Here is a 16,188-nt window from a genome sequence, read left to right on the forward strand (position 1 = left end):
GTATTATGGAAAAGTGATATTATGATCTAATGAGGAAACAGCAGGAAAAATTAAGTGAGGAGCATTTATGGGATATGATCCTCAGTTATCAAAACATAACGTTTAAAACATATTCCGGTTTGTCGTTCACCTATGAAGTGCGAAAAGGAAGAAATGGTGAATATACAAAAGAACTTTGGATTGACCGCAGGGAAAAAAGTAAAAGTCTGGCCTGGAGTTCGGTGAGGCTGGCATTTCATAATATAAAGCAGACAGGAGAAATAGTTGAAAGGCCGAAGGCTCTTGGAGATATCAGGGGCGTTACCTACATTTATGGAATGTTTTATCGATTTGGACTGATTGATGTACCGGATAAAGTGAAAGAAAAAATGAAGGAAGTATGAAACAACAGAAATTATTAAGTCTGATCCGTCAGGCGATACAAGATTACAACATGATAGAAGACGGTGACAGGATTGCAGTAGGTGTTTCCGGCGGTAAGGATTCCCTGACTCTGCTTTATGCGATGAAGCTGCTGCAGGAATTTTACCCGAAGAGGTTCGAATTATCTGCGATTACCTGCAACGTAGGATTTGAAGGGATGGATTTTACGGGCGTAGCAGAGTTTTGTGAGCACCTGGAGATTCCTTATGAGCAGGTTGATACAGAGATTGCCCGGATCGTATTTCAGGAGAATAAGGATACAAGACCGTGTTCTTTGTGTGCAAAGCTTCGGAAGGGTGCGATGTATCAACGGCTGGGAGAGCTTGGAATCAATAAGATGGCATATGCACATAATAAGGATGATTTTATTGAGACAGCATTGATGTCATTAATCTATGAAGGTCGGTTCTATGCATTCCCACCAGTGACAGAATTGCCGGAAGCGGGAGTGACGGTGATCCGTCCGATGATGTATGTTCCGGAGCAAGGTGTAGCGCACTTTGTTGCAGACCAGGGAATCCGTGTGGTTAAGAATACGTGCCCGGTAGACGGTTCAACAAAAAGAGCATATGCAAAACAGTTGATGGAGCAGATCAACAGGGAGACGCCAGGGGCGAAGGACAGGATCATGCATGCAATCGTGAACGGAAGGTTCCCTGATTGGCCACTGTAGTGATGGGAAAGTGATTAAGAAAATGCATTTTTTACTTCCCTATTTCGCCTATCTGTGTTACACTAACGAATGAGTTATTTAACTTTTTTGTAACAATTACGAAAGTGATAGGCTCATTGAAAAGGGAAAACAACATGGAAATGTATATAACTATTTGTAGAGAGGGATGCAGATAGTTAATAGGAGGAATTATTTATGTGTGGAATCGTAGGATTTACAGGAAACCATCAGGCAGCTCCGATTCTGTTGGACGGATTGTCTAAGCTGGAATACAGAGGATATGATTCAGCAGGTCTTGCAGTGCGTGACGGAGAGCATCTTGCACAGGTTGTTAAGGCGAAGGGACGTCTGAGTAATCTTTCAGAGAAGACAGACAGTGGTAAGGCACTCAAGGGAACTTGCGGTATCGGTCATACACGCTGGGCGACTCACGGTGAGCCAAGTCAGGTCAATGCACATCCGCATGTATCCGGAAACTGTGAGAGAAGTGGATCCGGTACAGTTGAGGCTGAGGTTGTCGGAGTACATAACGGTATTATCGAAAACTATACAGAGTTGAAAGAGAAGCTGTTAAAGCATGGTTATACATTCTACAGTGATACAGATACAGAAGTAGTGATCAAACTGGTTGACTACTATTATAAGAAATATAATTTAGGACCGATCGATGCGATTGCCAAGACTATGGTTCGTGTACGTGGTTCTTATGCACTTGAGCTGATGTTCAAGGATTATCCGGGAGAGATCTGGGTTGCCAGAAAAGACAGCCCGATGATCATCGGTATTGCAGATGGCGAGACTTATGTTGCATCTGATGTACCGGCAATCCTGAAATACACAAGAAATGTATACTATATCGGAAACCTTGAGTTTGCAAAGCTTGTTCCGGGAGAGGCTCATTTCTATGATCTCAATGGTGACGAGATCGAGAAAGAGACAACAGAGATCAAATGGGATGCAGAGGCAGCAGAGAAGGCCGGTTTCGAGCATTTCATGATGAAAGAGATCTATGAGCAGCCGAAAGCAATCCGTGATACTCTGAATTCTGTTGTGAAAGACGGAGTGATCGACTTTACGGATATTGATATTACAGAGGAAGAGATTAAGAAATACAGCCAGATTTACATTGTTGCGTGCGGTTCTGCATGGCATGTAGGAGTTGAGGCTCAGTATGTGATCGAGGAGCTGGCTCAGATTCCGGTTCGAGTAGAGCTTGCATCTGAGTTCCGTTACCGTGAGATGCCGCTTGTGAAGGATGGTCTGGTTATCGTGATCAGCCAGTCCGGAGAGACCGCAGATACATTGGCAGCTATGCGTATGGCGAAAGATAAAGGACTTGCTACACTTGCAGTTGTAAATGTAATCGGAAGCAGTATTGCCCGTGAGGCAGATAAGGTGTTCTATACACTGGCAGGACCGGAGATTTCGGTTGCTACAACAAAGGGATACAGCGCACAGCTTGTAGCTCTTGATTGTATTGCAGTTCAGTTTGCAAAAGTGAAAGGACTGATCACAGACGAGCAGTACAGCTATTACATTTCCGAGCTTCAGACAATTCCGGAGAAGATTGAGAAGATTCTTCAGGATAAGGAGAGAATCCAGTGGTTCGCAGCCAAATATGCGAATGCACATGACGTCTTCTTTGTAGGCCGTGGAGTGGACTATGCAGTGTGTCTGGAAGGAAGTCTGAAACTGAAAGAGATTTCTTATATTCATTCTGAGGCTTATGCGGCAGGTGAGTTAAAGCATGGAACAATCAGTCTGATCGAGGACAATATTCTCGTAATCGGAGTTCTGACACAGAGCAAGCTGTATGAGAAGACAGTCAGCAATATGATGGAATGTAAGAGCCGTGGCGCATATCTGATGGGTGTGACAAACTATGGCAATTATGAGATGGAAGACAAGGTAGACTTTACAGTCTATGTTCCGAAGGTGGATGAGCACTTTATGGGAAGTCTCGCAGTGATTCCGCTGCAGCTGCTCGGATATTATGTAAGTGTTGCAAAGGGACTTGATGTAGATAAGCCGAGAAACCTTGCAAAGAGTGTAACAGTAGAATAAGAATATGATGAATCAGGCAGGTCGGGAAAATGAATCCGTCCTGCCTGATTTTGGCAAGAGCCAGAAACAGCACCGCATCTTCCCACTGTTCTGGCTCTTGTTTTATATAGGAATTATTATCTAGGCATATCCCACTTTGTATGATCTGTATGAAGCAGCATATGTGATTTGTGTGACAATGGTTTCTCAAGGAAATCGTTGTACAATTTCATAACATCCTGGTTCTCATGGGAGAAACGGATCTTTGCGTTCTTGTCAAGGAAGTAGAGGTTTGCACCGCGTGTGTGTGCAAGCTCTTCGCCGTCGTGGATCGGCTGGCCGCCTCCGCCGACGCATCCGCCCGGACAGGCCATAACTTCCACAAAGTCGTAGTGTACTTCACCGTGTTCAATTGCTTCAAGCAGTTTGCGTACATTTCCAAGACCACTGACAACAGCAGCACGGATCGTAGCATCACCGATCTGGACTTCAGCTTCTACAACACCCGTCTCAAAGGATGGACTGCGGACAATCTTAAATGCATCCGGATCTGGGTTACGTCCTGTTACAAGATAGTGTGCGGAACGAAGTGCAGCTTCCATAACACCGCCGGTAGCACCGAAGATAACACCGGCACCGGACCACTCTTTCATAAGCGGATCACATTCGCGGTCTTTCAGGCTCTTTGGATCAATATGCGCAGCACGGATCATTCTTGTCAGCTCTCTTGTAGTGAGAACTGTGTCAATGTCATGTCCGGCATACTCGCCGTAGAAAAGTTCCATGTTGCGTTCACCTTTTTTCGCTACGCAAGGCATGACAGATACGGTGTAAATGTCCTCCGGAGCGACACCGATGGACTGTGCAAAATAAGTCTTCATAACAGCACCGAACATCTGCTGTGGTGACTTGGCTGTGGACAGCTGTGGCACCAGATGTGGGTACTGTGATTTGATGAAACGGATCCAGCCAGGGCAGCAGGAAGTGAACATCGGACGCAACTTTAATTCTCCTTTGGTGAAGCGCTGCAGGAATTCATTTCCTTCTTCCATGATCGTAAGGTCAGCAGAGAAAGAAGTATCGAAGACGTAGTCTATGCCGATCTTTTTCAAGGCGTCCATGATCTTTCCGATTGTTGCTTCTTCTCTGGACAGGCCGAGAGCTTCTCCCCACGCAGCACGGACTGCCGGAGCAACCTGTGCAACCACCACTTTCTTCTTGTCAGCAATCGCACTCCATACATCCTCTGTATCATCACGCTCACGAAGTGCGCCGACAGGACAATGAGTGATACACTGTCCGCAGAGAGAACAGGAGACTTCATTGATCTTTTTATTTCCGTTTACATTGATCGTTGTTCTTGAACCTGTACTTGTAACATCCCAGATGTTCAGTCCCTGGATCTTGTCACAAATCTGGATACAGCGCATACATTTGATACATTTGCGTGAATCACGGATGAGTGGGAATGTCTTGTCCCAAGGTGTATCTTCAAAGCGTTCTTTGAACGGAAGATCGATCAGGTTCAGATCATTTGCAACCTGCTGAAGTGTACAGTTCCCGCTTCTGACACAGGTTGCACATTTGCAGTCATGCTGGGAAAGGATAAGCTGTACAGTCTGTCTTCTTGCAATGCGTACCTTCGGGCTGTTCGTGTAGATCACCATGCCTTCGGTTACAACGTTATTACAGGATGTGACCAGACGATCTTTCCCTTCAATTTCAACAACACAGACACGGCATGCCGCAATCTCGTTGATATCTTTTAAATAACATAATTTCGGAATCGGAGTTCCAAGTTTTGCCGCAGCTTCCATGATAGTAGTTCCGGAAGGTACGGATATTTTCTGATTATCAATTGTAATATTTACCATTTTTCTTTCCGACCTCCTTTAAAGATACCATAACCGAAGTGGTCGCAGCGCAGGCATCTGTGGGATTCCTGTTTTGCTTCGGCTTCTGTCATACAGTTTTCAACACCTTCAAAATCACAGACACGGCTGCAAGCTTCACGTTCTGTAAGTTCAACTCTTCCGCAAGGTTCACGGTCGCTTAAGCGAGGCTCCGGAATCTCAACATCGCAGCTGATGATATGGTGGAAACCAAGATATTCATCGATATTGGCTGCAACAACCTTTGAAGCGGCGATTGCTTTGATTACAGAAGCAGGTCCGGATGCACAGTCTCCACCGGCGAATACGCCAGGGATATTGTCGAAACCGCCATAACGCTCTGTCATGATCTTACCGCGGGAAACCGGAACACCGGCTTCAGCGAAGTGTTCAGATTCGATATCCTGACCAATCGCAACGATGAGTGTCTGACAAGGGATAAGGAAATCTTCTTCACCTGTCGGACAGACACTTGCACGCCCATCTTTGATCTTGCTGATCATCTGTGGTGTGACGTAGATACCTGAAACGTGTCCGTTCTTATCAGTCTCGATTCTGGATGGCGCTTTCAGTGTAAGTACTTCAATTCCCTCTGCAACTGCACCTTCGATCTCAGCCGGAAGAGCAGTCATATCTGCAGTACGGCGTCTGTAAACGATACTTACTTTTTTAGCACCGAGACGTTTTGCTGTGCGGACGGCGTCCATGGAAACGTTACCGCCACCGATGACAGCAACTTCCTGTCCGGTAAGATCAGGGCTCTTGTCTGCTCCAACATCACGAAGGAAGGACACAGCAGAGATGACGCCTTCTGCATGTTCGCCTTCGATACCAAGCTTCTTATCAGTGCTTGCACCGATGGAAATAAGAACAGCATCATATTCCTGGCGGAGACTCTGAATTGTGATATCTTTACCAATACGTTTTCCAAATTCTACCTGAACTCCTGTCTCAAGGATTGCCTGAATATCTTCGTCAAGACGATCTTTTGGAAGTCTGTAGTTCGGGATTCCATAGCGGAGCATTCCGCCGAGCTTTGGAAGCATCTCGAATACGGTTGTCTGATGTCCCATCAACTGCAGGTAGTAAGCAGCACTGAGTCCACCAGGTCCACCGCCTACGACAGCGATACGCTTTCCGGTGGAAGGTGCGCATTCCGGTGGTGGAACCTTGCCTGCATAATCAGCGGCCATACGTTTCAGTCCACGGATATTGATGGCATCATCTACGATATTTCTACGGCAGCGGGCCTCACAAGGATGCTCACAAATAAAACCGCAGGTTGTCGGGAACGGATTATCCTTACGGATCAGACGGATTGCGTCAGCGTAACGGCCCTCTCCGGTCAGCGCGATATATCCAGGGATATCAACATGTGCAGGACAGAGAGAAACGCAAGGTACAGGCTGTGTATAGTGGCAGGTACAGCGTCCCTGACGGACATGTTCTTCATAATCTTCGCGACAGTCTCTTAAGCTCTTATGTACCATGGCACCGGCTTCATATCCGATCGGACAGTCAGATCCTTCGCGAATGGATTCAGACAATGTGTCAATCAGATCAAGTGTCTCCATTGTAGCAGTACCGTTCATAACATCTGTCAGAAGGTTCTTCAATTGCCACAGCCCAACGCGGCACGGGGTACATTTTCCGCAGGATTGTGTCTGACACATCTCGATGAATGCACGAGTCATGTCAACCGGACATAATCCCGGAGGGCTGGATTCAATTCTGCGTTCCAGATCTTTGTACAGCTCTTCAACGACGAGCTGGCCTTTGTCTGGACCTGGGATTTCAAGTCTACTCATTTTAAACCTCTCCTTTTACCATAACGTTCATTACTGACTGATTTTAAAATAGGAAATGTATTTGAAAAAACCTATCTTCAAACCAGTAAAGTTCCATTTAGTAATATTCTACAAATAAATCTAAAAATTATCAAGAAAAGTTTAAAAAATGACAAGCCTGTTATTTATTATACAAACAACAAGCTTGTTAAAAATAAACAAAAATATTCTAAAAAATATTGAGAAATAGATAAAAAAATCAATTCATATAGCGGTAGCAACGAAAATAATAACAGAGCGTTCACCTAAAAATATTTTAGATTCTACCGTAGGCATTGAATTTTTGTGAAAAAACTGACATTTAGCATCGCCGGTGTTGACCGCAACTTTCCATTTGTAATGTTCAGGAAGTTCCGGCAGAGTGAGTGTGACCGGAAACCATCCGGAATTTACAGCCAGATAAACAAGGTCTTCTTCTTGTATTGCTTCATCATAACCTGCGAATCGTACACAGACAACATGGCGGTCACCGGAGAAATTTGTCTCATCCGGAGTGAGCCCATGCGTGCTCATTGCCGGAACACCAAGATAGCTTGGCTCTAGATCCTTACGGATGACAGGGTGATCTTTGCGGAACTGGATCATATATTGAAAGAAATCGAACAGATCCTTATTTTTTTTGAGGAGACTCCAGTCCAGCCAGGAGATCAGGTTATCCTGGCAATAAGGGTTATTATTTCCATAACGTGTGTCTGCAAATTCATCACCGGAGAGGAACATTGGAGTTCCGCGGCTGCAAAGCAGAACGGCACAGGCATTTTTCATCAGTCGTTTACGAAGTGCCAGAATGGCAGGATCATCTGTTTCGCCTTCTACGCCACAGTTCCAGCTGTTATTGTCGTCAGCTCCGTCAGTGTTCCCCCAACCGTTGGCTTCATTATGCTTCTGGTTATAACTGTACAGATCATAAAGCGTGAATCCATCATGACAGGTGAGAAAGTTGATGGAAGCATTTCCACCTCGGTAAGCAGGATCGTACAGATCAGGAGAACCTGTGATTCTTGCTGCAGCAGTCTGGGCAAGGAAGTCATCTCCTTTTAAAAAGCGGCGCATATCATCACGGTAGCGCCCATTCCATTCAGCCCAGCGCTTCCAGGAAGGGAAGGAACCGACCTGATAAAGTCCGCCGGCATCCCATGCTTCAGCGATCAGTTTTACATTTCCAAGGATTGAGTCGAATGCAAGGCTTCGCAGAAGCGGTGGTTGGCTTAGAGGGGTTCCGTCATCATTTCGCCCAAGAATGGAAGCAAGATCAAAACGGAATCCATCTATACGGTATTCGATGACCCAGTAACGCAGACACTCCAAAATCATGTCTCGTACAACAGGGTGATTGCAGTTCAGTGTATTTCCACATCCGCTGAAATTATAATAATGTCCGTCCGGAGTCAACATATAGTAAATGTTGTTGTCAAAGCCTTTGAAAGAAAAGCACGGACCGAATTCATTTCCCTCAGCAGTGTGGTTGAAGACGACATCGAGGATCACTTCTATACCATTGTCATGGAGATCTTTGATCAGTGTCTTGAGTTCCAGTCCTTCGCGGTTATATTCCATAGAAGAACAGTAGCTTGTATTTGGTGCAAAGAAACTGACAGGATTATATCCCCAGAAATCAATAAGTTCATTTTCATCAATCAATCGTACATCACGCATCTCATCAAATTCGAAGATTGGCATTAGTTCAACAGCATTGACTCCAAGTTCTTTCAAATAAGGAATCTTTTCGCGCAGGCCTTCGAATGTACCGTGGTGCTTAACACCGGAACTTTCATCCATGGTAAATCCGCGGACGTGTAGCTCGTAGATGATCAAGTCTTCCATAGGAATAGAATGGTGACGTTGGTCACCCCAGTCAAAGTTGGATTGTACCACACGGGCACGATAACCATGCTGGGCGTTATTTACATGCCCCCACTGGCTTTGTCCGGTGACGGCGCGCGCATAAGGATCCAGCAGGATTTTGTTTTTATCAAAACGGAGTCCTTTCTTTTCATCATAAGGACCATCCAATCGATAGGCGTACTCAAATTCTTCGATATCCAGATCAAAGACGATCATAGAATAGCAGAAACCAATCCTGTAACTTTCCGGAAATGGAATCACGGCGTAAGGTTCTTCGGCTTTGCGGTGAAACAGCAGAAGCTCGCAGGAGGTAGCTCCGTGTGTATGAATCGTAAAGTTGACACCACCCGGGATAGCGACTGCACCAAATTCACGGAAAAAGCCGGGACGGATCTGGAATCCATTGACGGTATCGATTGGCTTGAGCTGTTCGGATATTACTGGCATATAGGAAAACTCCTTTCTAATTGTATTCAAGTTAGAATGAATTAAGAATTAACATAAGTATAACACTTAGAAAAATAAAAGCATAGGTTCAGCCTATCATTCTGTGAGAAAATGTGCTACAATGATACCACTATTTATTTGTAGAAAAGAGGTTATGGTATTATGGCAGAAGAGCAGAAAACAGCAGGATGTTCAGAGGAATCCTGTGCCAGCTGTGCCAGTGCAGGAACATGCACAAGTAAGAAAGTTGATATGCATGAACCGATGAACATGTATTCATCTATTAAAAAAGTGATCGGCGTTGTCAGTGGAAAGGGCGGCGTTGGTAAGTCACTCGTGACAGCATCCCTTGCAAGAATGATGAGAGCAAAAGGATATAATGTTGGTATCATGGATGCAGATATTACAGGTCCATCTATCCCAAAGATGTATGGACTTCATGAGATGGCAGTAGGAACTGAGCAGGGAATTCTTCCATGTGAAGCAGCAGATGGAACAAAGATCATGTCTGTCAATCTTCTTTTGGAAGACGAGGAAGCACCGGTTATCTGGAGGGGACCAGTGATCGCAGGTGTTGTAAAGCAGTTCTGGACAGATGTTATGTGGGGAGATCTTGATTATCTCTTCGTTGATATGCCACCTGGAACAGGTGATGTTCCGCTGACAGTATTCCAGTCTCTTCCGGTTGATGGCGTTGTGATCGTTACATCTCCGCAGGATCTTGTACAGATGATCGTGAAGAAGGCATATGGAATGGCGAAGCAGATGAATATTCCGGTTCTTGGAATTGTTGAGAACTACAGTTATGTGAAATGTCCGGATTGTGGCAAAGAGATCAAAGTATTTGGCGAGAGCCACATTGACGAGATCGCAGCAGATCTTAATGTTCCGGTTCTTGGAAAGATGCCGCTTGACCCGGCAATCGCGCAGATGGTTGAGGAAGAGAAGTTTTCTGAGGCAGAGAATCCATATCTGGAAGGATTCGAACTGTAAAGCAAGTTGAGTGTATGTAATGGGAGTCATGGAAGACAAGGTTGGGGGATCTTGTCTTTCGTGGCTTTTTTACGCGAGCAACGAGCAAAGTCCGTGCTCCTAAAAGAATAACAGAAAAGCACAAATTATAAATCAGACAGGAGGTATTAACACATGATAGGCGAAAGAATAGAATTATGGCACAAAGAAGAATATCATTACCCGGCGGCGCATGGGTTTATCCCGATTATGGTCAGCTATATTCATGAGGATGAGCTGATGCATCCGGCGATGCTGGTGGTTCCGGGAGGCGGTTACAGACTTGTATCGCCTTCGGAAGCACATCTGGTTGCAATGGAATTTTATCAGGCCGGTTATAATGTGTTCGTCCTTGAATATACAGTGAATCCACTGGATGAAGCACCATTAAAGCTTCAGCCGCTGAAAGATATTTCCAGAGCAGTGCGAATGATCCGTTTTCGTGCAGAACAGCTGCATATTTTATCGGATCAGATCGTGGTTTGTGGATTTTCAGCCGGAGGACATCTGTGTGCGAGTCTGTGTGTGCATGGAGCGGATATTGAGGATTCGGATGAAAAATATCAGAAGTTTTCAAACAAACCGGATGCTGCAGTGCTGTCTTATCCGGTAATCACTACAGGAAAGTACACACATAAAGATTCTTTTGTAGCTCTGTTTGGAAAGAATCCTACAAAAAAAGAGCTGGAATATATGTCAATTGAAAAGTATGTAACAAAAGAAATGCCACCATGTTTTATCTGGCAGACAGCAACGGATGGAACCGTTCCAGTACAGAATAGCTATCTTTTAGCCCAGAAATGTCTGGAAGAAGGAGTTCCATTTGCGCACCATGTATTTTCAGAAGGCGTACATGGAATGTCTGTTGCAACAGAGGACTGGCTGGAACGCAGAGGAAGACAGCCTTATACACAGGAGCAGCTTCGTATGCTTGCAGAAGCGATTCTTGCGGGAGAAACTTCATTTTCAAAGGAAAAGGGAGAAGAACTTCTTGTGCAAAATGGGATTGGAAGAACACAGCCACCGAAATGGACAGCAGAGCAGAAAGAAGAAATCCGAAAGACTCTGAAAGAAGTACAGATCTGGCCCAAACTGGCAGAGGAATGGTTGGAGAAAATAATTGATTACAAAGGAGAAGCACGATGAGAATTTTATTGATCCGTCACGGAGATCCGGATTATGTAAATGACACATTAACAGAAAAAGGAAGACGTGAAGCGGCACTGCTTGCAAAACGTGCAGCATCTATGAATATGGGGGAATGCTATAAGTCTCCACTTGGAAGAGCGAAGGATACGGCGGCTCCATGTCTTGAGGTAACTGGGAAAACAGCAGAAATATTGGATTGGCTGCAAGAGTTCCCGGCGCAGGTTGATTTGAATAAAAATCCGGAACTTGAAAAAGCATATCCCGATGTGAAAAAAGAAGGTGAGCATTTCCTGCCTAGAATTGCATGGGATATGGTTCCGGGGTATTGGACAGAACATGAAGCTTATATGGATAAAAATGCATGGCGTGAAACAGAAGTGGCGAAAAATTCTGATCTTGTAGAAGTATACGATCATGTGATTGAAGAATTTGATTGCTTTCTCGCAGAGCATGGATATGTAAGAGAAGGGGCGCATTATCGTGTGGAGAAAGAAAGTGATGAGACAGTGACATTTTTCTGCCATTTCGGAATCAGCTGCGTGCTGTTGTCCCATTTATGGAATGTATCACCATTCGTGCTTTGGCATAGTCTGGCTCTTGCACCGACTTCTGTGACAGAAGTAGTAACAGAAGAGAGAGAACAGGGAACGGCATATTTCCGAGGATTGAAAGTAGGAGATATCTCACATCTCTATGCAGGTGGAGAAGAACCGTCCTTCGCAGCAAGATTCTGTGAGACATATAGCAACAAGGAGCAGAGACATTAAAATCAAATGTCTCTGCTCCTTGCTTTATGGATTTTGGTATTATTAAACCACTTTCTGATAAGCAATTCGTTCTGTTCCATCCTCAACATATACGATTCCGCAATATTTGAATCCATTCTTATCTAACAGATGCTGCATTACGATATTGTCCCGGTGTGTATCAATACGGATGTTGCCGCATTGTTCCAAGGCCCAGTTCAGGCAGAAGGACGCTGCACCTTTTACATTTCCGGTGGAAGTGATGCGGTGGACGACTCCGTAACGGGAGTCGTTGATCCAGTCCCCATCGTAGATGCGCATATAAGTCGGATCAGCCCCTTCTTTATAATAGAAAGTAGCAATGATCTGATCCTGTTCTGTGCAGACATAACTGTTCCCCTCAGTGATGTCATCCAGAATCAACTGTGGAGAAGGATAAGTGTTTTCCCACTGAGAAGCATTTCCGTGAGTTGCCATGAATGTCCGTGCATGTTCATACATCTTAAGAAGTACTTCAAGCTCTTCAGGTTTTGTCTTTCTGATTTCCATAATATTCCTCTTTCATAAACTAAATATAGATACGCTAATGCACTATTATATCAAAAAACAGAACGTAACTCCATTGACAAAAATATAGAGAAAACATGAAACGAAATCGTTATCATAGAGGAAAAGTACCTAGAGTGAATTTTGAAAGAAAAAGAGGCTGTTTATTTGTCTGTAAATCAGACCGTACACATGGGGAAAATGTTCTTTTTACAGTACATTTTTACTGTATTAAAGTTCGTACAATTCCCCGTAAAATGGGCGTTTTTTCGTATATTTTGTACTAAATCGAATACAAAGCGATTTCCGATATTTATTCTCGATTTTACGCTTGTCATTTATTTAACACGGTGTTATACTATGCCCGTAAAACAATTACAAAACTATTTTAGGAAAGAATATAGGAGGATTTTTCAATGGCTAATTTTGAGCAGTGGGCTGGCTTCAAGGGAAGAAAATGGACACACTCTGTAGACGTGCGTGATTTCATCCAGGAGAACTACACACCATATGAAGGTGATGAGTCATTCCTTGAGGGACCAACAGAAGCAACAGACAAATTATGGGGAAGACTGCAGGAACTTCAGAAAGAAGAAAGAGCTAAGGGCGGAGTTCTCGACATGGAGACAGAAGTTGTTTCCGGTCTGACAGCATACGGCCCAGGATATATCGATGAGAGCATGAAAGATCTTGAGCAGATTGTTGGTTTGCAGACAGACAAACCGCTGAAGAGAGCATTCATGCCTTATGGTGGAATCAAGATGGCAGAGCAGGCTTGTACAACATACGGATATCAGCCAAGCGAGAAACTGCATGAGATCTTCACAAAATATCATAAAACACACAACCAGGGAGTATTCGACATCTACACACCAGAGATGAAGAAAGCTCGTCATAACAAGATTATTACAGGACTTCCGGATACATACGGACGTGGACGTATCGTAGGTGACTACCGTCGTGTTGCACTGTATGGTATCGACTTCCTGATCGAGAGAAAACAGTATGACTTCGAGCGTTATGCAAGACACGGCATGAAGGGTGAGGATTTCCGTCTTCGTGAAGAGCTTGCAGATCAGATCAAAGCTCTGAAAGAAATGAAAGAAATGGCTGCAGCTTACGGATTTGATATTTCACAGCCGGCTAAGGATGCTCATGAAGCAGCTCAGTGGCTGTACTTCGGATATCTTGCAGCAATCAAGACTCAGAATGGTGCAGCTATGTCTGTAGGACGTATCTCTACATTCCTTGATATCTATATCGAGAGAGACCTGAAGGCTGGAAAGATCACAGAGAAGGAAGCTCAGGAGATCATCGACCACATGGTAATGAAATTCCGTATGGTTAAGTTCGCAAGAATCCCATCTTACAACCAGCTGTTCTCAGGAGACCCGACATGGGCAACACTTGAGGTTGGTGGACTTGGACAGGACGGACGTTCTATGGTAACAAAGAACGACTATCGTTTCCTTCACACACTGAACAACATGGGACCTTCACCAGAGCCGAACCTGACAGTTCTTTATTCTTCAAGACTGCCAGAGAACTTCAAGAAGTTCGCTTCCCTGATTTCTGTAACAACAAGTTCTATCCAGTATGAGAACGATGATGTTATGCGTCCGGTATGGGGCGATGACTACAGCATCTGCTGCTGTGTATCTGCTACAGAGACAGGTAAAGAGATGCAGTTCTTCGGAGCTCGTGCAAACCTTGCTAAGTGTCTTCTTTACGCTATCAACGGTGGTATCGATGAGAAGAACAAAGTACAGGTAGGACCGGCTTACCAGCCAATTACTTCCGAGTACCTTGATTACGATGAAGTAATGGAGAAATATGACCAGATGATGGAGTGGCTGTCCAAGCTGTATGTTGATACACTGAACATGATCCACTACATGCATGATAAATACTACTATGAGGCAGCTCAGATGTCCCTGATCGACACAGACGTTAAACGTTCTTTCGCAACAGGTATTGCTGGATTCTCACATGTAGTTGACTCCCTGAGCGCTATCAAATACGCTAAGGTTAAAGTTGTCCGTGACGAAGATGGTCTTGCAACAGACTTCGAGATTGAGGGAGACTTCCCAAGATACGGTAACGATGATGACCGTGCAGATGAGATTGCTGTATGGCTTCTGAAGAAATTCATGCACAAACTGAACAAGTGCCACACATACAGACATTCTGTACCGACAACATCTATCCTTACAATTACATCTAACGTTGTATATGGTAAGGCTACAGGATCTCTTCCGGACGGAAGAAAGGCTGGAGAGCCACTTTCACCAGGAGCTAACCCGTCTTACGGCGCAGAGCAGAGCGGACTTCTTGCTTCTCTTAACTCTGTTGCTAAGCTTCCTTACGAGCTTGCACTTGACGGAATCTCTAATACACAGACAATCAACCCAGGTGCACTTGGACATTCTGATGAAGAGCGTAAAGAGAACCTTGCTCACGTACTTGACGGATACTTCGATCAGGGAGCACATCACCTGAACGTAAACGTATTTGGTGTTGAGAAGCTGAAAGATGCTATGGAGCACCCAGAGAAACCTGAGTACGCTAACTTCACAATCCGTGTATCAGGATACGCTGTTAAGTTTATCGACCTTACTCGTGAGCAGCAGCTTGACGTTATCGCAAGAACTTGCCATGACCACATGTAAATAATGTTGCGATTTGCGGATAAAAGATCATAAATAACAGATAATATATCAGGACGCAGTCATTTCACCATGCTGCGTCCTTTTTTAAACAAAATTTAGGAGGGAAAGACAATGTCAGAAGTAAAAGGATACATTCACTCAACAGAAAGCTTCGGTTCCGTTGACGGACCTGGCGTACGCTTTATCATTTTTGTAAGCGGATGTCCAATGCGCTGCCAGTTCTGCCACAACCCGGACACATGGAAGATGCAGGACGGCGAACTGAAGACAACAGATGAACTGCTTAAGACAGCACTTCGCTATAAAAGCTACTGGAAAGATAAAGGTGGTATCACAGTCAGCGGTGGAGAGCCACTGATGCAGATGGATTTCCTGATTGACCTTTTCAAGAAAGCGAAAGAACAGGGAGTTCATACCAATATTGATACAAGCGGAGCTGTATTTACAAAGGAAGAACCATTCTTTGGTAAAATGCAGGAGCTGCTGAAATACACAGATATGCTGATGCTTGACATCAAACACATTGATGATGAGCAGCATAAGATTCTCACGGGACAGAGCAACAAGAATATTCTTGAGTTTGCACGTTATCTGTCTGATATCAAGAAACCAATCTGGATCCGTCACGTACTCGTTCCGGAGCGCAGTGACAAGGATGAGTACCTGGAGAGACTTCATGATTTCATCGAGACACTGGATAATGTAGAGCGTGTTGAAGTTCTTCCATATCATACACTTGGTGCATATAAGTGGAAAGAACTTGGATATGATTACAAGTTAGAGGGAATCGATCCTCCGACACAGGAGAGAATTGAGAATGCAAACCGTATTCTTGAGACAGCGAAATATTTAAAATAAGGTAAAAAAAGAACTCTGTTATGAGATGTATGAATCAAT

At 44.4% G+C, this 16,188-nt stretch carries 12 protein-coding genes; 8 read left to right on the plus strand and 4 right to left on the minus strand.

Annotated elements, in window-relative coordinates; translation table 11 throughout:
• Positions 1–29 precede the first annotated feature (29 nt).
• The 3 genes from ACZ47Z_RS04765 (at position 30) to glmS (ending at position 3,160) form a co-directional block, all read left to right on the plus strand.
• Positions 30–383 carry a hypothetical protein gene (locus ACZ47Z_RS04765; protein WP_196021556.1) on the plus strand — a complete coding sequence of 118 codons (354 nt, stop codon included), beginning with the start codon at positions 30–32 and terminating at the stop codon, positions 381–383.
• Positions 380–1,096, plus strand: a complete 717-nt coding sequence (locus ACZ47Z_RS04770; protein WP_227165045.1) for a tRNA 2-thiocytidine biosynthesis TtcA family protein — start codon at positions 380–382, stop codon at positions 1,094–1,096. The genes ACZ47Z_RS04765 and ACZ47Z_RS04770 overlap by 4 nt, the downstream gene beginning before the upstream one ends.
• A 195-nt stretch (positions 1,097–1,291) precedes the next feature.
• Complete coding sequence (gene glmS, locus ACZ47Z_RS04775; protein WP_054752485.1) at positions 1,292–3,160, plus strand: glutamine--fructose-6-phosphate transaminase (isomerizing); 1,869 nt, start codon at positions 1,292–1,294, stop codon at positions 3,158–3,160.
• Between the two features lie 116 nt (positions 3,161–3,276).
• Here the strand turns inward: glmS and ACZ47Z_RS04780 are convergent, their stop codons facing one another.
• From ACZ47Z_RS04780 to glgX, 3 genes are all read right to left on the minus strand, one after another.
• A complete protein-coding gene (locus ACZ47Z_RS04780) occupies positions 3,277–5,013 on the minus strand; it encodes a [FeFe] hydrogenase, group A (protein WP_412310370.1) in 1,737 nt (578 codons plus the stop codon).
• Complete coding sequence (locus tag ACZ47Z_RS04785; RefSeq protein ID WP_226866066.1) at positions 5,007–6,839, minus strand: NAD(P)-binding protein; 1,833 nt, start codon at positions 6,837–6,839, stop codon at positions 5,007–5,009. The genes ACZ47Z_RS04780 and ACZ47Z_RS04785 overlap by 7 nt, the downstream gene beginning before the upstream one ends.
• Positions 6,840–7,082: 243 nt before the next feature.
• Positions 7,083–9,170: a glycogen debranching protein GlgX gene (gene glgX, locus ACZ47Z_RS04790; protein WP_412377431.1), complete on the minus strand. Its 2,088-nt coding sequence runs from the start codon at positions 9,168–9,170 to the stop codon at positions 7,083–7,085.
• A 162-nt stretch (positions 9,171–9,332) separates the two neighbouring features.
• Here glgX and ACZ47Z_RS04795 point away from each other — a divergent pair, with 162 nt between their 5' ends.
• From ACZ47Z_RS04795 to ACZ47Z_RS04805, 3 genes are all read left to right on the plus strand, one after another.
• Positions 9,333–10,163 carry an Mrp/NBP35 family ATP-binding protein gene (locus tag ACZ47Z_RS04795; protein ID WP_054752491.1) on the plus strand — a complete coding sequence of 277 codons (831 nt, stop codon included), beginning with the start codon at positions 9,333–9,335 and terminating at the stop codon, positions 10,161–10,163.
• A 153-nt stretch (positions 10,164–10,316) separates the two neighbouring features.
• Positions 10,317–11,327 carry an alpha/beta hydrolase gene (locus tag ACZ47Z_RS04800; RefSeq protein ID WP_054752493.1) on the plus strand — a complete coding sequence of 337 codons (1,011 nt, stop codon included), beginning with the start codon at positions 10,317–10,319 and terminating at the stop codon, positions 11,325–11,327.
• On the plus strand, positions 11,324–12,097 hold the full coding sequence (locus tag ACZ47Z_RS04805; RefSeq protein ID WP_412377430.1) for a histidine phosphatase family protein: 774 nt from the start codon (positions 11,324–11,326) through the stop codon (positions 12,095–12,097). Before ACZ47Z_RS04800 ends, ACZ47Z_RS04805 begins: the two co-directional genes overlap by 4 nt.
• 42 nt (positions 12,098–12,139) lie before the next feature.
• Here the strand turns inward: ACZ47Z_RS04805 and ACZ47Z_RS04810 are convergent, their stop codons facing one another.
• A complete protein-coding gene (locus ACZ47Z_RS04810) occupies positions 12,140–12,625 on the minus strand; it encodes a GNAT family N-acetyltransferase (RefSeq protein ID WP_412377429.1) in 486 nt (161 codons plus the stop codon).
• Between the two features lie 413 nt (positions 12,626–13,038).
• On the opposite strand from ACZ47Z_RS04810, the gene pflB reads away from it, so the two are divergent.
• The gene (pflB, locus tag ACZ47Z_RS04815) at positions 13,039–15,291 is read left to right on the plus strand and encodes a formate C-acetyltransferase (protein WP_015528729.1); all 2,253 of its coding nucleotides are present in this window, start codon (positions 13,039–13,041) and stop codon (positions 15,289–15,291) included.
• Positions 15,292–15,402: 111 nt separating this feature from the next.
• Complete coding sequence (gene pflA / locus ACZ47Z_RS04820) at positions 15,403–16,149, plus strand: pyruvate formate-lyase-activating protein (protein WP_054752497.1); 747 nt, start codon at positions 15,403–15,405, stop codon at positions 16,147–16,149.
• Positions 16,150–16,188 lie beyond the last annotated feature (39 nt).

The sequence above is a fragment of the Mediterraneibacter faecis genome, from assembly GCF_055383675.1.